Raw genomic sequence first — 22,904 nt, forward strand, 5'->3', positions numbered from 1 at the left:
TCTTTTCGATATGTACAGCACTGTACGCCTGTTGAATATGCAAAAGTGGCCGCTCATTCGCGGCCACTTTCGTCGATGCTACACGTCCGGGCTACTTAAACCTTGAACGGATGACGCAGCAGAATGGTTTCATCGCGATCCGGACCGGTCGACACCATGTCGATAGGCACGCCCGCCACTTCCTGGATACGCGAGAGATAGTCACGCGCGTTGGCCGGCAAGCTGTCCCATTGCGTGATGCCAATGGTGCTTTCCTTCCAGCCGCCGAACGTCTCGTACACCGGCTCGCAACGCGCCACTTCCGAAGCACCGCGCGGCAGGATGTCCACGTCTTTGCCATCGAGCTTGTAGCCCACGCACAGCTTCACTTCTTCCAGGCCGTCGAGCACGTCGAGCTTCGTCATGCACAAACCCGAGATACCGTTGATCTGAATCGAGCGGCGCAGCGCGGCAGCGTCAAGCCAGCCGGTTCGGCGCGGACGGCCAGTGACCGAGCCGAATTCCTTGCCAACGGTCGCGAGCGTCAGGCCAACCTGCTCCTGGCGACTGGCGTTGTCGGCGTCATACAACTCGCTCGGGAACGGACCTGCGCCCACGCGCGTGCAATACGCTTTCGTGATGCCGAGAATGTAGTTGAGCTTTTGCGGACCCACGCCCGCACCCGCAGTCGCCGCGCCCGCCACGCAATTGCTCGATGTGACATACGGGTATGTGCCGTGATCGACGTCGAGCAACGTGCCTTGCGCACCTTCGAACAGCAGGTTGCGGCCAGCGTGGTTTTCGTCATAGAGACGGCGCGATACGTCGGTCACCATGGGCGCAAGGCGCTCGGCGTAGCCGAACATGGTGTCCAGCGTTTCCTGGTAATCCACCGCAGGAGCGCCCAGATACCCGGTCAGCACGAAATTGTGGAAATCGAGGGTTTCGCGCAGGCGCTCAGCGAAAACTTCGCGGTCGTACAGATCTTGCACGCGCAAGCCGCGACGGCCAACCTTGTCTTCATACGCCGGGCCAATGCCGCGCCCGGTCGTGCCGATCTTCGCTGCACCGCGCCGCGCTTCGCGAGCCTGGTCGATAGCGATGTGATACGGAAGGATCAGGTTGGCGGCTTCGGAGATGAACAGCCGCTTCTGGACGTCGACGCCTGCCGACTCCAGCTCGCCGATTTCCTTGAAGAGCGCTTCCGGCGACAACACAACACCATTGCCGATATAGCAGGCAGTGCCGGCGCGCATGATGCCCGAGGGAATCAGTCGAAGGATGGTTTTCTTGCCGCCGATAATCAGCGTGTGGCCGGCGTTATGACCGCCCTGGAAGCGCACGACGCCTTGGGCGTGGTCCGTCAACCAGTCGACGATCTTGCCCTTGCCTTCATCACCCCACTGGGTGCCGACCACGACGACGTTGCGCCCCGGGTTCACATTCACTGCGCTGGCAGACATGTCAATTTGATAGCTGGTTAAAAAAGCATTTTACCTATGTTCGCGGAAGGTTCCGAGTTTTTCCCGGTATTTGCGAACGCGTATTGATATTTCATCGATTGGATCTGGCAAGAATTTTGTCTGCGGTTTGCCGCCATGTGTCGATAAAAATCGGACCGGCAAACCGCAAAACCGCTAGGAACGGGCCTCTACGACCCACTTTCCATCACGTTCCACCAGCACGCGATCGAACGCGAATTCATCGAGATCATGGTTGTGACCAGGCAACGCCTGGATCACCACTTCGCCTGCGTCGCGCAATTGCGCAACTGCCTTGAGCAGCGGTTCGTCGTGCTTCCACGGAGCGAGGACCGCGCTGCCGCGGGCATCGACGGGGGAAATACGCGCGACTTCGCGCAGGTCGAGCGAGAAACCCGTTGCCGGGCGCGCGCGGCCGTAGGCCAAACCGACATCGTCGTAACGGCCGCCTCGCGCCACTGCATTCGGCACGCCGTCAACGTAAGCCGAGAACATCACGCCGCTGTGGTACGCGTAACCGCGCAGATCGGCGAGATCGATCATCAACTCGGCGCCGTTCGCTTGAGCCGCCAGGAACGCGAGGTCGTCTAGTGCCCGGCCGATCACCGGAAGATTCGGCAGCCGCGCCCGCGCTTCGTCGAGCACGGCAGCGTCGCCATACAGGGACGGCAACGCGCGCAATGCGTCCCGGGCTACATCGCCGAGCTTGGCCGTGAGCTCGTTCAGACGCGGCACATCCTTCGCGCCGAGCGCGTCGAACAGCGCTTCACCGAGCGCCGCCGCCGACGGTTCCAACTCAAGCAGCGCCGACAAGACACCGGCGTGGCAGAGGTCGAGGCGCACTTTATCGAGGCCGCTCAGACGCAGCGAATCCAGCATCAATTGCTGGATCTCGAGATCCGCTTCCAGTCCTGCATGGCCGTAGATTTCCGCGCCGATCTGAATCTGCTCGCGCGTAGCGTGCAGACCGCGCGGGCGCGTGTGCAGCACGTTGCCTGCATAGCAAAGACGCGTTACACCTTGCCGATTCAGCAAATGCGCGTCGATACGCGATACCTGCGGCGTAATGTCAGCACGCAGGCCGAGCGTGCGGCCGGACAATTGATCGACGAGTTTGAAGGTGCGCAGATTCAGGTCGCTGCCGCCGCTGGTGAGCAGCGACTCGAGATACTCGAGCATGGGCGGCATGACAAGTTCGTAGCCGTACGAACGAAAACGGTCGAGCATCCGACGGCGCAATTCTTCAATCTTGCGAGCCTCGGACGGCAAGACGTCGGCGATATTCTCGGGAAGTAACCAGGTGGACATCGATGCGTTTCCTACGGAGCGTTTGAGCGCGGCGGGATTCTCGCCGCAGATGAGCGCAAGCTTTGAGTCTATGGGTGACTGGAGACTACACGTCGACCCGCTTTGAATTTTTGGGTTGCCAGGGTCAAGCCGCTGGGTCAAGTCACTGGGTCAAGTCACTGGGTCAAGTCGCAATAATCAGCAGGATAACGCCAAGCACCATGGCGATCAGTCCGCCGATACGAATCTGGTGCGGCGGCCGTTGTGCGATCCGGCGGAACGTATCGCGCCAGGAGTTAGGGAAGACGAACGGAAACATCCCCTCAATAATCAGCATCAACGCGATCGCGAGCAGTAACGATGCAGCCATATCCATTCGATTAAAGGCGCCGCGGCTTTTCGCCGCGACGCTTGGACGATCTCAGCGCTTGCGCGCGAGCGTCGGTGGGGTGGCATCGCTGCCGCTCGGCGCAGCACCACCATTCGGGCTGCGCATGAAGCGGAAGAAATCGCTGCTCGGATCGACAACCATGACGTCGCCGGCATTGAAGGTCTTTTTATACGCTTCGAGGCTTTGATAGAACTGGTAGAACTGCGGATCGACGCCGTATGCATCGGCGGCAATAGACGCAGCCTTGCCGTCACCCTCACCCTTGATCGTCTGCGCTTCCTTGTAAGCATCGGCAAGAATGGATTCCTGCTGACGCTCCGCGGCCGCTTTCAGTGCATCGGCGTCTGCCGTCCCCTTCGCGCGCTCCTCGGCTGCCGCTTGCTGGCGCGCCGCGATCATGCGTTTGTAGACTGAATCGGCCACCGCCGGCGGAAAGTCGATGCGCGTCAGTTGCAAGTCCACCAGCTCAACGCCGAACGCCGCTGCAGGCTGCTCGATCGCTTTCTGCGCTTCGGTCGCAATCACCTGCTGCTCACCCAGCACATCCGTCAGCGGACGTTTGGTGAACGACGACGTCAACGCGGTGCGCGTCAGCGCAGCCAGCCGGTCCTGCGCCGTCTGCGTGTTCTTCTCGTTGCTTTCAAACAGCTTGAGCGGATCGGCCACGCGATACTTGATGACCGTATTCACGATCACTTCGTTCTTGTCCGATGTGTTGAAGCGATCCGAGCCTGCTTCGTCGAGCGTGAGCGTACGGGTGTCGATCAGCGTCAGCGTCTGGAACGGGGGCGGCAACTTGAAATGGAGGCCGGGCGCGACGAGCGTGGGCGTACCGCCGCCATGTGCTGTGACCACACCCGCGTGGCGTTCATCGACCACGAACATCATGGAGGAACCGATGAACAATACGATTACCACGGCTACGACAAGCGCAATGATTCGATTCATGATCGCGCTCCTCATTGCGTGTCGTCTTCGCGCGAACGCGAACGGAACGCATCGCGCGAGCGCAATGGGTCACCCGATGACTGCGCGGCAGCGCCCGAAGCAGCAGCAGACGCTGCGGCGCTTGCAGGCGCGGCGGACTGGGCAGTCACGGCCGAAGCCGCCGATGCGCTTTCGGCACGCGCATCCTGCGTGATGGAGCCTCCGATCACGCCGGCAGGCGCGGCGCCGATCGGTTGACTGGCGCCCGAAGGCACCGTCCCTGCGGCGACACCCGACGCGCCCGATGGCACCGTTCCAGCAGCCGCTGCGTTCGCGTTCTGACGGTTTGCATCGACGAGTTTGTCGAGCGGCAGATACACCACGTTGTTCGAGCTCTTGCTGTCGACGAACACCTTCGTCGCACGCGAATAAATCTGCTGCATTGTGTCCAGATACATGCGTTGACGAATCACTGCCGGCGCCTTCGAATATTCTGCATAGACTTGCTTAAAGCGCTCGGCATTGCCTTGCGCCTGCGAAACGACCCGGTTGCTATAGCCCTTCGCGTCGTCGACCATGCGCGCCGCGTCGGTCTTCGCGCGCGGCAACAGTTGATCGGCATAGGCTTTCGCGGTGTCGACCGCGCGCTCGTTGTCCTGGCGCACCTTCGCGGCGTCTTCAAACGCCGGCTGAACTTGGGCCGGCACCTGCACGCTTTCGATGGTCACGCCCGTCACCTGCAAGCCCGTCTTGTACAAATCGAGCGATGCCTGGATGGTGTCGAGAAGCTTCGCGCGCAATGCTTCGCGATCCTTGAAAAGCAGGTCGTCGGTGCTGTGCGTGCCCGCGATCTCGCGAATGGCCGCCTGCGCCGATTCCGTCACGTTTTGATCAGGATCGACATTGCGGAACAGATAGTCGGTAGCCGACTTGATCTGATACTGCACGGCAAACCGCACCTCGACGATATCCGCGTCGTGCGTCAGCAGCGATGCGTCGCGCACGTTGGCCTGGGTCACGGTGTTGTTGCGACCGACTTCGACCGAACGAATTTGCGACGTATTGACGATCTCGTGCGACTCGAACGGATACGGTAGACGCCAATGGATACCCGCATCCGCTGACTCCTCATACTTCCCGAAGCGCGACACGACACCCACATTGCCATCCTGTACGACGAATACGCCGCTACCCAGATAGATCGCAATCAAGACGCCGACAACTATGCCCAAGCCGATCTTGGCGCCGCGGCCGTTGTCAGCACGCGGACCGCCGCCGGCCGGCTTCTTGCCGAACAAGCCCGCGAGTTTCTTGTTGAAGTCACGCCACATTTCGTCGAGATCCGGCGGCCCTTCGCCGTCCTTGTCCTTCGATGGGCGCTTTTGTTCCTGCGGACGCTTCTGCTCCTGGCTTTTGCCATCGCCATTGCCGTCGCCCCGTCCCCAGCGCGGGTCGTTGATCGAAAAGACGGCATGCGAAAGCTGCCGGTTACTCCGCTCGTTGTAGTCGTTCACTCGGTGATTCACCATTAGACAGCCGGGTCAATGCAAATCGAAACAGATCAGTGCCCGTGCTCGGGGACCTTGCGGTCATCACTTTCACTTTCGTCGGCTGACCGGTGATCTTCCGGTAGCGCGGTTCCGTCGTCGGATGTGCTATCCATGGACTCCGGCACGATTGTGCCGTCCGGAAGTTCCGTGTACTCGTTGTTATCTTTGGGTTCGGAAGCCGCAAATTCGGCGATCGCCGTGCGCAGTGCGTCGAGTCCCTGACCCGTTCGCGCGCTTAAAAAGACGCGCAAAATATTACCATACTCATCCCTTTCAACCGGATCGTTACGGGCCGCGAGCTCAGGCACTGCATCGATCTTGTTGAAGACGAGGATTTGCGGAATGCCGTCGGCGCCAATGCTGCTCAGCACCTTGTTGACTTCCTCGATCTGGTCGAGCCGCACCATGCTCGATGCATCCACTACATGCAGCAGCAAGTCCGCCTGAACCGTCTCTTCAAGCGTTGCGCGAAATGCCGCGACCAGTTGGTGAGGCAGGTCGCGAATGAACCCGACCGTATCCGACACCACGGCCTGACCCGCTTCCTCGCCGAGATAAACCCGGCGCGAGGTGGTGTCGAGCGTGGCGAACAACTGGTCCGCCGCGTAGGCCTGCGCTTTCGTCAACGCGTTGAAGAGCGTCGACTTGCCCGCGTTCGTATAACCGACAAGCGATACCGATGTAGTCCGGTTGCGCCCGCGCTGGCGTCGCTGCGTGCCATGTTGACGCTGCAGCTTCTTCAGCTTCGCCTTGAGCGCCTTGATCCGCTCGCCGATCAAACGGCGGTCGGTTTCAAGCTGCGTTTCACCCGGGCCGCGCAAGCCGATACCGCCCTTTTGCCGCTCAAGGTGAGTCCACGCACGGATCAACCGGGTGGACAAGTAGGTGAGCTGGGCGAGTTCGACCTGCAGCTTGCCTTCATGACTGCGGGCACGCTGCGCGAAAATATCGAGGATAAGACTGGTGCGGTCGATCACGCGCCTGTCCAGCGCCGTTTCCAGATTGCGCTGCTGCGCGGGCGCGAGGGCGTGATTAAAAATGACGAGTTCCACGTCGTTGGCTTCGCACGCGAGGCGCAGCTCTTCGACTTTGCCGCTGCCGACAAACATCTTGGCATCGGGGCTGGAACGGCGACCGGTCAGGGTGACGGCGGGATGAGCACCCGCACTTTGTGCGAGCAGACTGAGTTCTTCGAGACTGGCATCGAAATCGATTTTTCCGAAGTCGACACCGACAAGCGCTGCGTTGATCAAATTAATATTTTCATTTTGAAGCGACCGGTGAATTAGCACGTTCATTCATGCCATCACACCGGACGCTGCGAGGTTTAGGGCGTTTCTGCATCCGGGTGGAAATTCACTGGACGCGCCGGCACGACCGTGGAAATGGCGTGCTTATAGACCATTTGGGTAACCGTATTCCGGAGCAACACGACGTACTGGTCGAACGATTCAATATTGCCTTGCAGCTTGATGCCGTTGACCAGGTAGATCGATACAGGCACATGCTCTTTTCGCAGTGCGTTCAAAAACGGGTCTTGTAACAATTGCCCTTTGTTGCTCATAGCAAACTCCGTATTATTTTTGCAGGTTGACGTGATTGCGACGAAGAAAAAGAGATCCGCCGTCAATCGCTACACTATAGCCGATTTTCATTTTCGCACCAGCGCGCCACGGCCGCCTGAAACCCGGCGAAACGCTTGGTGCACGCGGGATTCAGCCTTTGTCCGCGTAAGGGTTCGCGCTTGAACGGAACTCTATGCGCAATGGAGTCCCTACCAGCCCAAAAGTTTCTCTGAAGCGCCCTTCGAGGTAACGTTTATAGGTGTCGGTGATCGCGTCGAGGGCATTTCCGTGCACGACGATGATCGGCGGATTTTGTCCACCCTGGTGCGCATAACGCAGCTTCGGACGAATCGGTCCGCGGCGGCGCGGCTGCTGAAATTCAACCGCGTCGATGAGCGCGCGCGTGAGCTTCGGCGTGGGCAACTTGGCCATGGCGGCGGCGTAGGCGTCATCCACTGACTTCATCAACTGGCTGATGCCCGTCTTTTCCAGCGCCGACACGTAATGAAATTTAGCAAAGTCCAAAAACTTGAGCTTGCGCGTCAGGTCGGCCTTGGTGCGCTCGCGCACATGCGAATCCAATCCGTCCCATTTATTCACCCCTACCACCAGCGCACGTCCTTGCTCGACCACGAAGCCCGCAATATGCGCATCCTGATCGGAGATGTCCTGTTGCGCATCCAGCAGCAGAATCACTACGTTAGCGTCGGAAATGGACTGTAACGTCTTCACCACCGAAAACTTTTCCACCGCTTCGAACACCTTGCCGCGACGACGCAACCCAGCCGTATCGATCAGGGTGTATTTGCGGCCGCTTCGCTCGAAATCAATATAGATGGAGTCGCGCGTGGTGCCGGGCATGTCGAACGCGATCACCCGCTCCTCGCCGACCAACGCATTGATCAGTGTCGACTTGCCGACGTTCGGGCGTCCCACGATCGCGATTTTCACGCCGCGCGCCGCCTTTTCCTCGGGGTCTTCTTCCGGCTGGCCGGCATAGGCTATTTCGAGCGCGTCACCGATCATTTCCGTGACGCCGTCGCCATGCGCCGCAGAGATTGCGCGCGGGTCCCCGAGGCCCAGTTCGTAGAAGTCTGCGGCAACGGCGCTGTACTTCATGCCTTCGGCCTTGTTGACCACGAGGAACAGCGGCCGCCCGCTCTTGCGCAGGTAGTCCGCAATCGCCTTGTCTTGCGGCGCGAGTCCGTTGCGGCCGTCGGTGATGAAGACGACCACGTCGGCCTCTTCCACTGCCTGGCGCGTCTGGCGAGCCATTTGGTGCAGGATGCCGTCTTTCGCGACCGGCTCGAAACCGCCGGTGTCGACGACCAGATAAGGCCGGTCGCCAACCCGCCCTTCGCCGTAGTGGCGATCCCGGGTAAGGCCGGGCAAGTCGGCGACGAGTGCATCGCGCGAACGGGTCAGGCGGTTGAAAAGCGTCGATTTCCCCACATTGGGGCGCCCCACGAGGGCAATTACGGGTTTCATCAGATGGTGTTCACAGTTGAACGCAAGGCGGATGATTCCGGCCCGGCGCGCGCCGGATAAAAGTCCGGAAACGGCGAGCCGCGAGTGTGCGTGGCCCGGCGATGTGTCGAAAATTAGCACGGTTCCAGCGGAGCGACCGCGGCGTGCAGCGATGTTCCACGTTCATGGCGTTTGAAGCGCATGTGGAACGCGCTGAGCGCTCCGCCAAACGACATGATCGATCGAGCAACGTCACCCGAAGGTGTGGAGCGGCTTGTACAAAACTGCTGCCGGAATCCCGATGCCTGGTGATGCCTGTTGTTACTTGTACCGTTGCCTGTACTGCCTGTGTGCTACCTGTGTGCTGCTTGTGCGCTTATTTGCCACACGATAATTTCGTCGCGCGGGCTTTAATGAATCGATTCTATTCGCACGGCGCGGACTCAAAAACAAAAAAGTCCGGAAAAACGCGAACGGCCGGCAAAGCCGGCACGTTCGGCAAAACGTTATCGCATCAAACCATTCAATCAACGCGGACGGAAACCGTACAGCCCGCCATCGTGCGTCAGGATAACCAAAGTATCGCCCGCCAGCACCGGCGCAGCGGTGATTGCGCTGCCGTCAGTCTTGGCCCGGCCGACGAATTCGCCATTAGCCGTTGAAAGGAAATGCACGTAACCCTGGTAGTCGCCAATCACGACCGCGCGGCCCAGGATGAACGGCACGCTGACCATGCGATTCTTCAGCTTGTCGTTCTTCCAGAGCGGCGCGCCGTCGATCCCGCTAAACGCGTTGACGATCGACCAGTCGTCGCCGGCTGCAACAATTTCATTGTCCTGCGCCAAGCCGCTGTCGCTCGAAAATGCCTTTTCCCATTGCGGACGGCCGGAGTTCGCATCGAAACAGCCAATGCGACCCTGGAAGGTGACCGCGCACGTCTCCGATCCCACTAGCGTTGGCGCGCCGGTTACGTCGTTGATACGCTCGACTTCAGTGACTCCCTTCGGGAATGACACCGGTGTCTGCCAGTAGGTATCGCCAGTCTGCAGATTGATTGCTGCGAAGGTACCGCCCGGGAAGCCCGCCAGGACCGCCTGGGAAGCCGCGAACGTCATGCCGGCAGCCACACGCAGGTTGAGCGGCACGGCGCGCGCCTGGAAGATCCACTTTTGTTCGCCGGTCTGCGCGTTGAACGCGATGACCTTGCCATCGATTGTCCGAACGACAACCACGTCATTGCCGACCAGCGGCGGCGAGATGATTTCGCCCGGCGCAGTTGCTGTCCAGAGTTGCTTGCCGTCCGGTCCGAGCACGTACACGCTGCCTTTCAGGCCACCGACCGCAGTCAGGTTACCGTCGCTGCCCACGCCCGCCGACAGATCGTCCTTAAGCTTGATGCGCCATACGTCCTGACCAGTCTTTGCATCGATCTTCGCTACCGTGCCGTTGGCGCCCGCCGCGTAGACGAAGTCACCGACCGCCACCGGCGAGAACAGGTAACGACCGGCCTTGCCGACGCTCGCCTTCCAGGCCTGCTCCACGGTTAGAACCGGCTTGATGTCTACAAGCGGAGTCGGTACGCGGCGCTCGTCCTTGGTGGCGCAGGCGGTGAGCATAACCGTCATCGCGCAAGCGAGCGGGAGAGCGTAGCGTTTCAGAAAGGTCATCGGTGGACGCAACATGAATAAGTGAAATCGGTTGATCGGTGTGCGGCGTGGTGCTCGGCCAAGTTAGATGCACCATTGCAAACCGGTGACTTTAACCTAGTGAGCAGCGCGCCCGCATAAGGACGTGGTCGACTGACAGGCTTCGAGGCCCGCCGTCGGCGCTAGCCCCCGAGTGCGTCCAGCTTGAACTGGACCAGTTGACGGGCGGACGAATCGGATTTCGGCAGCGTGTCAAGTGCGACCTTGTAGGCCGCGCGCGCGTCATCGCGCTTACCTTCGGCCACCAGCAGGTCGCCGCGACGGTCCGACACCACGCCCTTGAACGCGTCGAGCGGCGCGTCGGCGAGTACCTTCAGCCCAGCGTCATATGCCTTTTCGTCAAGCAGCAACAAAGACAGCCGCAATTTCGCGATCTGTTTGTATTCAGCGTCTTTCGCGTGATCGGCGGCCCATTGCAGTTGGGTTTTAGCCCCTGCACTGTCCCCTGCGGTGTACAGCGATTTGGCGGCGGCCAGCGCCGTCATCTGCGCGTAAGCGGTGCCGCCGAACTTGTCTTCCATGTCCGTTGCCGAGCGCGTGACCATTGCCTTGTCACTCGATGCCACCGCTTGCTGCACCTGGTCGTAGAGCACGGCGGCTTCCGCAGCCTGCCGGCGCTGCCAGAAATTCCAGCCGTTCCAGCCGGCCGCGACGACGAGCACCGCAAGAACAATCCAGGTCGTGGAATTGCCCCATTTCGCCCACCAGGCTTTCAGGTTTTCAAGTGACTCTTGTTCTTCGTGATAGCTCATGCCCTGCGTATTCCTTGACTGCTTTTGTGTTCACGCGCAACGCTGCACGCCATTGTTTCGGCCCGCCGCACGGCTTTGACCGCGCGGCGCCGCCCGATAAATTAGTCGGCGCCGTCGTCGGCGGTTGCCACCATCGCATTGATTAGAAATTCGGTCAAGTCTTCCACTGGCACCGTGGCTTGCTCGTTCTTTTGACCCGTCGACTCGACCGATGCGCTACGCAGCGGCTTCACGCCAACCATCCCCTGCGCCAGTTCATTCTCGCCCAGCACCACGGCAAATGCCGCGCCGCTGGCATCGGCCTTTTTCATCTGCGACTTGAAGCTCGCCGGCGTGCCGTCCGGGCTGCAATGCAGAATCACGTCCAGGCCGGTATCGCGCAGCCGCTCGGCGATGATAAACGCCTGCTCCGCCGCCGCTTCGCCTTGGTGCACCACGTAGATGTCGGTTCCTTCAGGCGCCGGCACGAGATCTTCTTCTTTCAGCAATTCAAGAATGCGCTCGACACCCATCGCCCAGCCGCACGCCGCCGTTGCCTTGCCGCCAAGCTGCTCGATCAGCGGATCGTAGCGGCCGCCGCCCGCCACCGTGCCTTGCGCGCCGAGCTTGTCGGTCACCCATTCGAACACGGTGAGGTTGTAGTAATCGAGGCCACGAACCAGACGCGGATTGATCTTGAACGGAATGTTGTTCGCCCTCAGCAAACGCTGAACACCGTCGAAGTGCGCGAGCGATTCGGCCCCAAGGAAATCGACGAGCTTCGGCGCGTTCTGCGCAATCTCCTGCATGGCGGGATTCTTGGTATCCAGCACGCGCAGCGGATTGGTATAGAGACGGCGCTTCGATTCTTCGTCGAGTGCATCGACGTGCTGCTCGAGATAGGCGATCAATTCCTTGCGATGCGCCGCGCGCTCTTCCGGCTGGCCGAGCGAGTTCAATTCGAGCCGAATTCCGGAAAGTCCAAGATCGTCCCACAAGCGCTGGCACATCATGATGATTTCAGCGTCGGTGTCCGGTCCTGCAAAGCCGAGCGCTTCCACGCCGACCTGATAAAACTGGCGATACCGCCCGCGCTGCGGACGTTCGTGACGGAACATGGGACCGATGTACCACAGCCGCTTGGGGCCGTCGTAAAGCAGATTGTGTTCAATCGATGCACGCACCACAGCCGCCGTATTTTCCGGGCGCAGCGTGAGCTGCTCGCCGTTGAGGGCGTCGGTGAAACTGTACATTTCCTTCTCGACAATATCCGTCACTTCGCCAATGCCACGCGTGAACAACTGCGTGGGCTCGAGGATCGGCGTGCGGATCTGCTGATAGCCGTATGCGCGCAGCATCGACCTGACGGTGCTTTCGAAGAATTCCCACAACGCGGCATCCTGCGGGAGGATGTCGTTCATGCCCTTCACGCCGCTTAGCTTCTCAAGCTTTTTCTTCTGTTCAGTCATCTGTCTTTAAAGTGTTTCTGCCTGCGCGGTTTCGCGCTTGCCGTAGGTCCGCGTCACGTACTCGCTGACGATTTGCTGGAAATCCTGGGCGATATGCTCGCCGCGCAGCGTCTTGACCTTCACGCCATCGATAAACACCGGCGCTGCCGGGTTCTCGCCCGACCCCGGCAAACTGATGCCGATATTCGCCTGCTTCGACTCGCCCGGCCCGTTCACGATGCAACCCATCACCGCGACATGCATTTTTTCGACGCCGGGAAATTCATCGCGCCAAACGGGCATTGCGTTGCGCAGGTACGTTTGAATCTGCGACGCCAGTTCCTGGAACAACGTGCTTGTCGTGCGTCCGCAGCCCGGGCACGCAATCACCATTGGCGTAAACGAACGCAGGCCCATGGTCTGCAAAATTTCCTGGCCGACGATCACTTCGCCGGTCCGTGCGCCGCCCGGTTCCGGCGTAAGCGAGATGCGGATGGTGTCGCCGATTCCTTCCTGCAGCAGCACCGACAACGCCGCCGTCGACGCCACAATGCCCTTCGATCCCATTCCCGCTTCGGTCAAACCGAGGTGCAGCGCGAAGCTGCAGCGCTTCGCCAATTCGCGATACACCGCGATCAGGTCCTGCACGCCGCTTACCTTGCACGACAGGATAATCTTGTCGCGTCCGAGGCCGAGTTCGACCGCGCGTTCCGCCGACCCGATCGCCGATTGAATCAGCGCTTCATACATCACGCTTTGCGCTTCCCAAGGCGTGGGACGGGCCGCGTTCTCATCCATCATCCGCGCGAGCAGATCCTGGTCGAGGCTGCCCCAGTTCACGCCGATCCGGACCGGCTTGTCATAGCGCGCAGCCGCTTCGATCATCTGGGCGAACTGGGTGTCGCGTTTGGCTCCCGCGCCAACGTTGCCCGGATTGATCCGGTATTTCGACAACGCTTCGGCGCACGCAGGGTAGTCACGCAACAGCGTATGACCGTTGTAATGAAAGTCCCCGACGAGCGGCACCGTCACGCCCATCCGGTCAAGCTGCTCGCGTACTGCCGGCACTGCTGCTGCTGCTTCGGGCGTATTCACCGTGATCCGCACCAGTTCCGAGCCGGCTTGCGCCAGTTCCTTGATCTGGATCGCCGTGCCGATGGCGTCGGCGGTATCGGTGTTCGTCATCGACTGGATGCGCACGGGCGCATCGCCGCCGATTGTGACGAGCTGGCCGCCCCAACGGACGTCGACAGCGTGCGACGCCCGCCGTTTCCACGATCCGCCGAAGACTGGCTCCGTCGAACAGATCTTGCTTTCAATAAGGGGTTGTTGAGCTTCGGATTGCATCTAGAGACCCTTTGCGCCGCCGGCTATCACACGGTGACGCGTATCTGGACATGAATGAGACTCGAGGACATAAAAACGGCGCCGCCACCTTTGCGACGCCTTGATGAAATCTTCGCACAACTCCGTGTCAAGGCTGAGAACCGACCTCAAAGCCCCTCGCGCCATGTGGCGTAATTTCTTCAAGCCCACGTTATATAACGGCGCGGGCTCAACCACACACGAGCGCACACACGAGTGGACGCGCGGACGAAATCAGGGCAGCGAAAAACGGGCGACATTGCCCTTCGCGGGGCCAAATTTGGCTGGGTCGACGGGTTGTCCGTCGAACGTCAGCGAATCGAGGCCTGCCCGATTTCCAACCGTGACCTTGAACGGCGCGTCACCTGCGACTTTCTGCACGTTGCCAGCCTTGACCAGGCCCGAGAACACTTCCTTGCCGTCCTTCTGGCGCACGCTGAACCAGCTGTCGCTCGCCACCTTCAATTCGATCTCGTTGCCACCGGTGCCGACTGAAGCAGTTGCCGACGCCGAAGTTGCTGCAACCGCCGACGACGCGGATTTCGGCGCATTCGCCAACGGAGCGCTTGCGCTCTGTGCACGCGCTGCGGCGCCCTGGACAGCCGTAATCGTGGATGAAGACGCCGCAAGCGCGTTCGTACCCAGCGGGCTCGGCATAGGCTGAGCCCCTGCCTGCGTTCCAGCCTGAACTCCGGCTCCATTCGCCGAGGCTTCACTAGCGGCGTCAGCAGAGGCGACTGCCCCCGTGTTGGCCGTTGCATCGTCAGTCGCTGCCACCGACGAACCTGCACTGGTGTCGCTGTTCGTGGCCTGAGTTGCGCCATTGGCGCTGGCCTTCAGCCGGGCAAACCATGCGGCAGAATCCCCACCCGTGTGCCACATGGCGAGCGCAATCACCGCAACGATCACCGCCGCTACGCCCCACAACCAGGACCGGCGCCGCGGCGAACTGCCCAGCGGCACTGACACGCGGCCGCGCGGCAAACCCGCACCTGACGATGCCGGCAACGATAAATTTTGCTCGACCGGACCATTCGCGTGACGCAGCGCGGCCGTGAAGGGAGCCGGGTCGGCGCCCATGATTTTCGCGTAACTGCGCACAATGCCAGTCGCGAAGTTCCGGTCGGGGAAAAGGCTGAGATCGCCGCTTTCGAGCGCACGTAGTTTCTGCGGCGACACCTTCAACCGCGCGGATACATCGTCCAGGGACCAGTTCTTCGCTTCGCGAAGCTGCGTAAGCCGCGCGCCAACCGCGGCGACAGAATCAAGACTCGCTGCCTGCTGAATGCCGCCCGCGGTACTGGCGACGCTCGCGGCGTTTTCGGGCTGGTTTCCGGGCAAAACGCCGGACTGACTGCCTGATTGGCCAGCTTTATGAGCGCCGAAAGGCGTCGGGTGCTGCGGCTCACTCATCCCAATTTCCTCGCATCGATTCTTTTTGTCGCTGTTCAGCTTCGTTGCTGACCTTAGCGCCACCGTGGCTGCAGCCGAGTTGGCGTTGCAGACGGCTTTATAACAAAATGCACGGCATTGTGTGCCGACTTCTATCGTTTATTGCCGGATTTTCCGCTTTTTTCACCGGATAGGGCGCCGCAGGTCGGCGGCGCGATTATCCCGCCCAAAGCTTCAGACAGCGCGAACCTCGATCACCTTCGCCGTCTTGCCCATACGCTGGGCCAGACGCGTACGGTCCTGAACCTCGCCGGCCAACTGCCCGCATGCCGCGTCGATGTCGTCGCCGCGCGTCTTGCGCACGGTTGTCACGACGCCGGCGTCCATCAGCACTTGCGCGAATCGCTTGATCTGTTCGTTGCTCGATCGCGTCAAACCGGACTCGGGGAACGGATTGAACGGAATCAGGTTGAATTTGCATGGCACATCACGCGTCAGCGCGATCAGTTCGCGCGCGTGCGCTTCGCTGTCGTTCACGCCGTCGAGCATGCAATATTCGAATGTGATGAAATCGCGCGGCGCAACCTTCAAATAACGCTGGCAGGCCGCCATCAATTCCCGCAGGGGGTATTTCTTGTTCAGCGGCACCAGCATGTCGCGCAGCGAATCGATGGGCGCATGCAGCGACACGGCAAGCGCGACCGGCAGGTCTGCGCCCAGACGGTCCATCATGGGCACGACGCCCGACGTGGACAACGTCACGCGGCGACGCGACAGCCCGTACGCGTTGTCGTCGAGCATCAGCCGCATGGCCGGCACGACGGCGTCATAGTTGAGCAAGGGTTCGCCCATGCCCATCATCACGACGTTCGTCACGACGCGATCGGCCTTGCCGTTATTCGGCGCTCCATAGGTGCCACTTTTGGACGCCCGCAGCGCAAACTCGGCCATGCGCAACTGGCCGATGATTTCGCCCGTGCTCAGGTTGCGCGAAAAGCCTTGCTTGCCGGTGGAGCAGAACCGGCAATTCACGGCGCAGCCCGCTTGCGACGACACGCAAAGGGTCCCGCGATTTTCTTCCGGGATATATACGGTTTCGACCGCGTTGCTATTTCCCACGTCGATCAGCCACTTGCGTGTGCCGTCGGTGGAAACGTGATCGCGGACGATGGAAGGCATGTCCAGGCTTGCCCGCCCCTTTAACTTCTGACGCAGCGATTTCGCCAGGTCCGTCATGCCGTCGAAGTCGTCGACACCGAACTGGTGAATCCAGCGTTGCAATTGCTTGGCGCGAAACGGCTTTTCGCCCAGGCTGTCGCAATAAGCGACGAGCCCGGCGGCATCGAGATCAAGAAGGTTGACTGTTGCAGCTGTCATTTCGATTCTGCCATTTCCTTGCTGAGCGAAAAATGGACCGCGTTCTAAGCCGCGCTCCAGCTATTTCGCGCCAATTCCAGCGATAAATCTACTCCCGAATCAACGCGAATAGACGTTCACTTCGGGGAAGAAGAAAGCGATTTCCTGACGTGCGGTTTCAGCAGCGTCCGAACCGTGCACCGCGTTAGCGTCGATGCTGTCGGCGAAATCCGCGCGGATCGTGCCCTTGTCAGCCTTTTTCGGGTCCGTTGCGCCCATCAGGTCGCGATTCGTCAGGATGGCGTTCTCGCCTTCCAGCGCCTGGATCATCACGGGGCCCGAGATCATAAATTCGACCAGGTCCTTGAAGAACGGGCGTGCAGCGTGAACCGCATAGAACTTTTCCGCATCAGCGCGCGACAGGTGGACCATGCGAGCTGCGATGATCATGAGGCCAGCTTGCTCAAAACGGCTGTAGATCTGACCGATCACATTCTTTGCCACTGCATCCGGTTTAATAATCGACAGGGTGCGCTCGATCGCCATGAAAAACTCCAAAAAATGAACGGGTTACGAATATAAATGAATCGGTAATTGTAGCACGAAGCGTTGTATGATTGCGATGGAAACCTTACGACTCCGTAAGCATCAAAGCAAGTGACGAATTGCAGTGCGGATCACAGCGTGGGTATGAAACGCGCCGTAATTTTAGCGGTCTCGGTAGTGCACAGCAGCAACGTTGATTTCGGCGCAAGATAGGCCCATATTTCGTGTCAGAAGGGCTTTCGGGCTTTCGGGCTTTCAGGCCCCGCGGCGTACAATGCAACTAGCAGATGTTCGCGGCGTATCGTCCAACGAAGGTCCAGCGAAGCCGCCTGACTGACAAAGCCGTGTTTTTGCATCGCAGCTTCCGCACGGCGGCGTCGGCGTTTTCCGGCAAATCGAGCCGGTTTTTGAACCAGATGGCTTTACACAAGTTTAGGCAAGGAGAAACCATGAACGAATCCCCTTACGGTTTTGGTCGCAGCGGTAGTGTCACGTCCTCCGAAACCCGCAACCGCGTACTACGGAACACCTATTGGCTCCTCGCAATATCCATGGTCCCAACCGTGTTGGGCGCGTGGGTCGGGGTGGCAACAGGTTTCTCCCTGTTTGCGGCTACCAGCCCCGCCATGAGCTTCATTGCCTTCATGGCAATCGCGTTCGGCTTCATGTTCGCCATTGAGCGCACCAAGAACAGTAGCATCGGTGTATTCGTGTTGCTCGGCTTCACGTTCTTCATGGGTCTGATGCTGTCTCGTCTGCTGAGCTTCATCCTCGGCTACACGAACGGGCCGCAGCTCATCATGATGGCGTTTGGTGGCACTGGTGTGATCTTCGCCGCCATGGCGACTATTGCAACGGTCAGCAAGCGTGACTTTTCCGGTCTCGGCAAGTGGCTCTTCATGGGCGTACTGGTGCTGCTGCTGGCCGCGTTTGCGAACGTGTTCCTGCACCTGCCGGCCTTGATGCTGACGGTCTCCGTGCTGGCCATCGTGATCTTCTCGGCGTACATGCTCTTCGACGTCCAGCGGGTAGTGAATGGCGGTGAAACGAACTACATCAGCGCCGCGCTCGCGATCTACCTGGATTTGTACAACGTGTTCACCAACCTGTTGATGCTGCTCGGTATCTTCGGTGGCAATCGGAATTGATTGCGCTTTAGTTTTGCTTCGCAAGTGAAAACCGGCCTTTTTCGAAGGCCGGTTTTTTATGCACGCAAATCTGGGAAATTCAAAGCTTGGAGAGTCAATCGCGTTCGAACAGCGCAATCGATTCGACGTGCGATGTATGCGGAAACATGTTCACCACGCCCGCGCCCTTCATGCGGTAACCAGCATCGCGCACGAGCACGCCCGCGTCCCGGGCGAGCGTTGCCGGATTGCACGACACGTACACAATTCGCTTAGGCAACACGCCCTCGCCGCTCTGCGCCATTTCTCCCAACGCCTTCGATACCGCCAGCGCGCCCTCACGCGGCGGATCAATGAGGATCTTGTCGAAGGGACCTAGCGCGCGAAAATCGTCCGTTGTGATCTCGAAGAGGTTTCGGCATGCGAACGACGTATGCTCTTGAACGCCATTGATCCGGGCATTTTCTAGCGCCCGTTCAGTCAGGCCCTCGCTCCCCTCGATTCCCACCACCTCACGCGCCATCCGCGCGAGCGGCAACGTGAAATTGCCGATGCCGCAAAACAAATCCAGTACCCGATCCGTTCGCTGCGCGGCCAGCAACCGCAACGCGCGGCTAACGAGCACCCGGTTGATCTGATGATTGACCTGAGTGAAATCGGTTGGCTTGAACGGCATGCGGATGCCGAATTCCGGCAGCGTGTAGGCCAGATCCCGCTCAACGGGATAAAACGCAAAAGCGGTCTCCGGTCCTTTCGGCTGCAGCCAGAATTGAACGGCATGGGCATCGGCGAAAGTACGCAGCAGCGCTTCGTCTGCCTGCGTCAACGGCTCGAGAATCCGCAGCACCAGCGCGGTCGTCTCGGCGCCAACGGCCACTTCAATCTGCGGCAGGCGGTCGCGAATGGATAAATCGCGGACGAGCGACCGCAGCGGCATCAACAGCGCCGACACATTCGGGTGCAGGACGTCGCACGTTTCCATATCGGCGACAAAACTGCTCTTTTTCTCGTGGAATCCCACGAGCGCGCCGCCCTTTCCCGCGATCAGCCGTACAGCCAGCCGTGCCCGATACCGGTATCCCCACGACGGCCCATGAATTGGCCGGTAGATCGTTTCTGCGTGGAGCTTGCCGATGTGCTGGAGGTTGTCCTCGAGGACCCGCTGCTTGACGGCAATTTGCGCGCGCACATCAAGGTGCTGCATGGAGCAGCCGCCGCATTTGCTGAAATAAGGGCATTTCGGCCGCGTGCGCATGACGCTTTCACGCAGGATTTTGATCAGCAACGCTTGCTCGAATGCGGCCTTCCTCCGAAAGCTCGCGTACAACACGCGTTCACCCGGCAGCGCGCCTTCCACGAAAATAACCTTGCCTTCCGAGCCGTCCTCGGCCGTCGCACGACCGACACCCTGCGCATCCATATCGAGCGATTTGATTTCGATCTCGATTGGCGCGGCCGAAGGGTCCAGAGGAACGATTCGAGTGGGCGGATTCCAGCGATTACGCGATTTTTTTCGAGCGTGAGACACCTGCGGACTTCCTGGCTAATGTGAAACTTGGTGAACGAAGTGAACAATCGGGAAGCGGAAAGCGAAACGAAACGCGGGGCGAAGACCCCGGAAAAGAGCAACAAAGGCGAGATTGTAGACGATGCCGGGGGAGCCCCGGCGCGGCACTCAGTTGTCGAAGGCAGCCAGATATTCGGCCCAATGGGACGCCGGTTCCAGCGCGAGCGCATTTTTTACGAAGCTGATCTCGTCGGCATACTCCTCGGCGGAAAAACCGCCGCGCATCAGTTGGAAACGGCAGTACATCAGATACGTGTTGACCACGTCCGTCTCGCAATAATTGCGGATTTCCTCGATGCGCCCTTCCGAGTACGCCTGCCAGACCATGCCGCCGTCCATGCCCAGCTTTCCCGGGAAACCGCAGAGCTTGGCAAGCGCATCCAGCGGAGCGTTCGCACGAGCCTGGTACATCGCGAGCACGTCCATGAGGTCAGTGTGGCGCGCGTGGTAACGGCTGATGTAGTTGTTGTAGCGAAACTCGCGATCATCATTGCCCAGGTCCCAATAGCGGGACGCTGTCACGCCGTGCACCAGCGCGCGGTAGTGCAGCACGGGCAGATCAAAACCGCCGCCATTCCATGAAACTAGTTGAGGCGTGTATTTTTCGATTACACGAAAAAACGACTGGATCAGCGATGCCTCGGAATCGGTCGTCGTGCCGAGCGAACGCACGCGAAACCCCGTGTTATCGCGAAACACGCATGAAATGGCCGCAATGCGTTGCAGATGATGCGGCAGGAAGTCGTTCCCCACCTTTTCACGGCGCGCGGCGAACGCATGCTCCGCCACCTCGATATCGGTGAGCGTGGCGGGAAGAGAATCGAGACGGCGAATACCGTCGACATCGGGAATGGTCTCGATGTCGAATACGAGAATTGGAGTCATTATTTTTTTAAGGACGGCCTTGCAAAGCGCCTTGCCTAAAGCACGGCGTCTTTTCGCACGCCATTCGATGCGAAGAACCGCTTGAGTCGGACCAGCGCTTCCTGCTGAATCTGGCGCACGCGTTCGCGCGTCAAGCCCATTTCGTCGGCGAGTTCTTCGAGCGTGGCCGGCTCAATATGATTCAGGCCGAAACGGCGCTCAATAACGTGCCGGTGTTTGTCGGAGAGACGGGAAAGCCACAGCTTCGTAAGCGTTTCCAGTTCGCGATGCTGAACTTCCGAATCCGGCGACTGACTTGCGTCGTCGGATAGCAAATCGAGCAGGCTGCTCGCCGGGTCAAGATCGAGCGGCGCGTCGAGCGACGCCGTGTGTTCATTGAGGGCGAGGATGTCGGTGACTTCTTCGGGCGTTTTGCCGGTGAGATGCGCAATGTCGTCAATGCTCGCGTCTCGCCGGTCCGGCGCAATGGCCGCCGTCGAATTCGCCGAGCTTTTTTCGAGATGACGTTTCGCGCGAAGCACCTGATTGAGTTCGCGAATCACATGAACGGGCAAACGCACTGTGCGCGCCTGATTCATGATCGCGCGCTCGATGCTCTGGCGGATCCACCACGTGGCATACGTCGAAAACCGGAAGCCACGCGTGGGATCGAATTTTTCGATAGCGTGCATCAAGCCGAGATTGCCCTCCTCGATCAGATCGAGCAGCGGCACACCGCGATTCAAATAGCCCTTCGCGATACTGACCACCAGCCGCAAATTGCGCTCGATCATGACCTGGCGCGCTTCGAATTCGCCGGCTTTCGCCAGCCGCGAATAGCGCTGCTCTTCCTCGACCGTCAGCAGCGGCTTCACGCTAATGCGGTTCAGGTAATGCTGGATTGTGTCGGCCGTGAGTTCAGCCTGCAAAATAGACTTGAAGTCATCGACGTCGGGTACGGAATCAGCGGCACCCTCGACGGCATCCTTGCCATTCGCGCCACCGTCTTCGTCTGAATCGAGTTCGGCGTCAGCCGTTTCGCCTTCAGACTCGTCTGCCTGATTCGAAGCGCCGTCTTCCACCGTTGTCTGCGTGGGTCGGCTGATTGTCTCAGCCTCGGCTTGCGGCGGTTGGCGCTTCGATTTAGGCATGATGATTTCGCTTATTGCGGCGGCAAATACTTCAGAGGGTCGACAGGTTTGCCCTGCCGGCGAACTTCGAAATGCAACATCACGCGGTCCGAATCGCTGTTGCCCATCTCGGCGATTTTCTGCCCTTTTGTCACCGCGTCTCCCTCTTTTACCATCAAAGCACTGTTATGTGCGTACGCGGTAAGAAAAGTTGCGTCGTGCTTGATGATGACAAGATTGCCGTATCCGCGCAGACCGTTGCCGGAGTAGACAACCCGTCCGTCAGCCGCCGCATTGACCGGATCTCCGCTCGCGCCGCCAATGTTCAAGCCTTTGTTCTTCGCCTCGTCGAACGTGCCGAGAATCGGTCCGCGCGCCGGCCAGATGAACGCCGGCTGTGCAGCCGGAACCGCAGCTGCCCCATTGTCGACACCCGTTCCCGGCGGCGGCGTCATGGCCAGTCCGGGCGCTGCCGTACCCGGCATTGCACCCATGCCGGACGACGTGCCGTAATTCGGCGCCGGCGGCGTGCTGCCGTTTGCATAGCCACTCGCGCCCGGTACAGTCGACGTATTCGCGCCGTAAGTATTATTGAGCGGCTGAGCTTGCACCCCGCCGCCAACAATGGGAGCGGTAGAAACGCCCGGTGTTGCCGCCGCGAGATTGGCGCCCGGAGGCGCCACGCGCAACAACTGGTCGACTTCGATCTGATTCGGATTCGTCATGTTGTTCCACGACGCAATGTCCCGATAATTCTGGCCGTTTTCCAGGGCGATCCGGTATAGGGTGTCACCCGGCTTCACCCGGTAGTAACCCGGCGGCGGCGGACCCGGCGGCAACATCGATCCATCCTGGGCAGCCTGCGTGCCGATAGCGGATCCAGTCCGGTCGACGACGGGCGCCTGATCCATCCGGGTCGCGCAGGCGGCCAGTGCGGACAGCGCCACGACGCATACACCGCGCTGAACCACCGACAGACCGGGGTTCGCGCTCACATTTCGTTTAGCACGCAACATACTCATCGG

General features: G+C 60.0%; 20 protein-coding genes. 1 reads left to right on the top strand and 19 read right to left on the bottom strand.

Annotated features, from left to right (window positions below):
• Window positions 1-95: 95 nt before the first annotated feature.
• The 15 genes from ACMX25_RS21325 to ndk all read right to left on the bottom strand — a co-directional run bounded on the left by ACMX25_RS21325 (window position 96) and on the right by ndk (window position 17,191).
• Window positions 96-1,442, bottom strand: coding sequence for an adenylosuccinate synthase (locus tag ACMX25_RS21325; protein WP_414952061.1), 1,347 nt, complete (start codon window positions 1,440-1,442; stop codon window positions 96-98).
• 174 nt (window positions 1,443-1,616) lie between these two features.
• A complete protein-coding gene (locus ACMX25_RS21330) occupies window positions 1,617-2,768 on the bottom strand; it encodes an ATP phosphoribosyltransferase regulatory subunit (protein WP_414952062.1) in 1,152 nt (383 codons plus the stop codon).
• Window positions 2,769-2,931: 163 nt separating this feature from the next.
• The gene (locus tag ACMX25_RS21335; protein WP_031356417.1) at window positions 2,932-3,123 is read right to left on the bottom strand and encodes a DUF2065 domain-containing protein; all 192 of its coding nucleotides are present in this window, start codon (window positions 3,121-3,123) and stop codon (window positions 2,932-2,934) included.
• Window positions 3,124-3,168: 45 nt separating this feature from the next.
• The gene (hflC, locus tag ACMX25_RS21340) at window positions 3,169-4,086 is read right to left on the bottom strand and encodes a protease modulator HflC (protein WP_414952063.1); all 918 of its coding nucleotides are present in this window, start codon (window positions 4,084-4,086) and stop codon (window positions 3,169-3,171) included.
• Between the two features lie 11 nt (window positions 4,087-4,097).
• Window positions 4,098-5,579: an FtsH protease activity modulator HflK gene (gene hflK / locus ACMX25_RS21345; protein WP_414952064.1), complete on the bottom strand. Its 1,482-nt coding sequence runs from the start codon at window positions 5,577-5,579 to the stop codon at window positions 4,098-4,100.
• Window positions 5,580-5,626: 47 nt separating this feature from the next.
• Window positions 5,627-6,913, bottom strand: coding sequence for a GTPase HflX (hflX, locus tag ACMX25_RS21350; protein ID WP_414952065.1), 1,287 nt, complete (start codon window positions 6,911-6,913; stop codon window positions 5,627-5,629).
• A gap of 29 nt (window positions 6,914-6,942) precedes the next feature.
• A complete protein-coding gene (hfq, locus tag ACMX25_RS21355) occupies window positions 6,943-7,179 on the bottom strand; it encodes an RNA chaperone Hfq (RefSeq protein ID WP_031356421.1) in 237 nt (78 codons plus the stop codon).
• A gap of 151 nt (window positions 7,180-7,330) precedes the next feature.
• Window positions 7,331-8,668 carry a ribosome biogenesis GTPase Der gene (der, locus tag ACMX25_RS21360; protein ID WP_414952066.1) on the bottom strand — a complete coding sequence of 446 codons (1,338 nt, stop codon included), beginning with the start codon at window positions 8,666-8,668 and terminating at the stop codon, window positions 7,331-7,333.
• 506 nt (window positions 8,669-9,174) lie between these two features.
• The gene (gene bamB / locus ACMX25_RS21365; RefSeq protein WP_414952067.1) at window positions 9,175-10,314 is read right to left on the bottom strand and encodes an outer membrane protein assembly factor BamB; all 1,140 of its coding nucleotides are present in this window, start codon (window positions 10,312-10,314) and stop codon (window positions 9,175-9,177) included.
• Between the two features lie 161 nt (window positions 10,315-10,475).
• Window positions 10,476-11,105, bottom strand: a complete 630-nt coding sequence (locus ACMX25_RS21370) for a YfgM family protein (RefSeq protein ID WP_414952068.1) — start codon at window positions 11,103-11,105, stop codon at window positions 10,476-10,478.
• Between the two features lie 101 nt (window positions 11,106-11,206).
• Complete coding sequence (hisS, locus tag ACMX25_RS21375) at window positions 11,207-12,553, bottom strand: histidine--tRNA ligase (protein ID WP_414952069.1); 1,347 nt, start codon at window positions 12,551-12,553, stop codon at window positions 11,207-11,209.
• A 6-nt stretch (window positions 12,554-12,559) separates the two neighbouring features.
• Window positions 12,560-13,879, bottom strand: coding sequence for a flavodoxin-dependent (E)-4-hydroxy-3-methylbut-2-enyl-diphosphate synthase (gene ispG / locus ACMX25_RS21380; protein ID WP_414952070.1), 1,320 nt, complete (start codon window positions 13,877-13,879; stop codon window positions 12,560-12,562).
• A 252-nt stretch (window positions 13,880-14,131) separates the two neighbouring features.
• Window positions 14,132-15,310, bottom strand: coding sequence for a helix-turn-helix domain-containing protein (locus tag ACMX25_RS21385; protein ID WP_414952071.1), 1,179 nt, complete (start codon window positions 15,308-15,310; stop codon window positions 14,132-14,134).
• A 213-nt stretch (window positions 15,311-15,523) separates the two neighbouring features.
• The gene (rlmN, locus tag ACMX25_RS21390) at window positions 15,524-16,666 is read right to left on the bottom strand and encodes a dual-specificity RNA methyltransferase RlmN (RefSeq protein ID WP_414952072.1); all 1,143 of its coding nucleotides are present in this window, start codon (window positions 16,664-16,666) and stop codon (window positions 15,524-15,526) included.
• Window positions 16,667-16,765: 99 nt separating this feature from the next.
• Window positions 16,766-17,191: a nucleoside-diphosphate kinase gene (gene ndk / locus ACMX25_RS21395; protein ID WP_414952073.1), complete on the bottom strand. Its 426-nt coding sequence runs from the start codon at window positions 17,189-17,191 to the stop codon at window positions 16,766-16,768.
• A 449-nt stretch (window positions 17,192-17,640) separates the two neighbouring features.
• On the opposite strand from ndk, the gene ACMX25_RS21400 reads away from it, so the two are divergent.
• Window positions 17,641-18,339: a Bax inhibitor-1/YccA family protein gene (locus ACMX25_RS21400; protein WP_414952074.1), complete on the top strand. Its 699-nt coding sequence runs from the start codon at window positions 17,641-17,643 to the stop codon at window positions 18,337-18,339.
• A gap of 94 nt (window positions 18,340-18,433) precedes the next feature.
• Here ACMX25_RS21400 and rlmD read toward each other — a convergent pair whose 3' ends face one another.
• From rlmD to ACMX25_RS21420, 4 genes are all read right to left on the bottom strand, one after another.
• On the bottom strand, window positions 18,434-19,795 hold the full coding sequence (gene rlmD / locus ACMX25_RS21405) for a 23S rRNA (uracil(1939)-C(5))-methyltransferase RlmD (protein ID WP_414952095.1): 1,362 nt from the start codon (window positions 19,793-19,795) through the stop codon (window positions 18,434-18,436).
• Window positions 19,796-19,993: 198 nt separating this feature from the next.
• Window positions 19,994-20,770: a 3'-5' exonuclease gene (locus tag ACMX25_RS21410; protein WP_414952075.1), complete on the bottom strand. Its 777-nt coding sequence runs from the start codon at window positions 20,768-20,770 to the stop codon at window positions 19,994-19,996.
• A 35-nt stretch (window positions 20,771-20,805) separates the two neighbouring features.
• Complete coding sequence (rpoS, locus tag ACMX25_RS21415; protein ID WP_414952076.1) at window positions 20,806-21,900, bottom strand: RNA polymerase sigma factor RpoS; 1,095 nt, start codon at window positions 21,898-21,900, stop codon at window positions 20,806-20,808.
• Window positions 21,901-21,911: 11 nt separating this feature from the next.
• Window positions 21,912-22,901: a peptidoglycan DD-metalloendopeptidase family protein gene (locus ACMX25_RS21420; protein ID WP_414952077.1), complete on the bottom strand. Its 990-nt coding sequence runs from the start codon at window positions 22,899-22,901 to the stop codon at window positions 21,912-21,914.
• Between the last annotated feature and the right edge of the window lie 3 nt (window positions 22,902-22,904).

Origin of the sequence: Caballeronia eucalypticola (genome assembly GCF_047608185.1) — a bacterium.
In the GTDB taxonomy this organism is placed as follows: domain Bacteria; phylum Pseudomonadota; class Gammaproteobacteria; order Burkholderiales; family Burkholderiaceae; genus Caballeronia.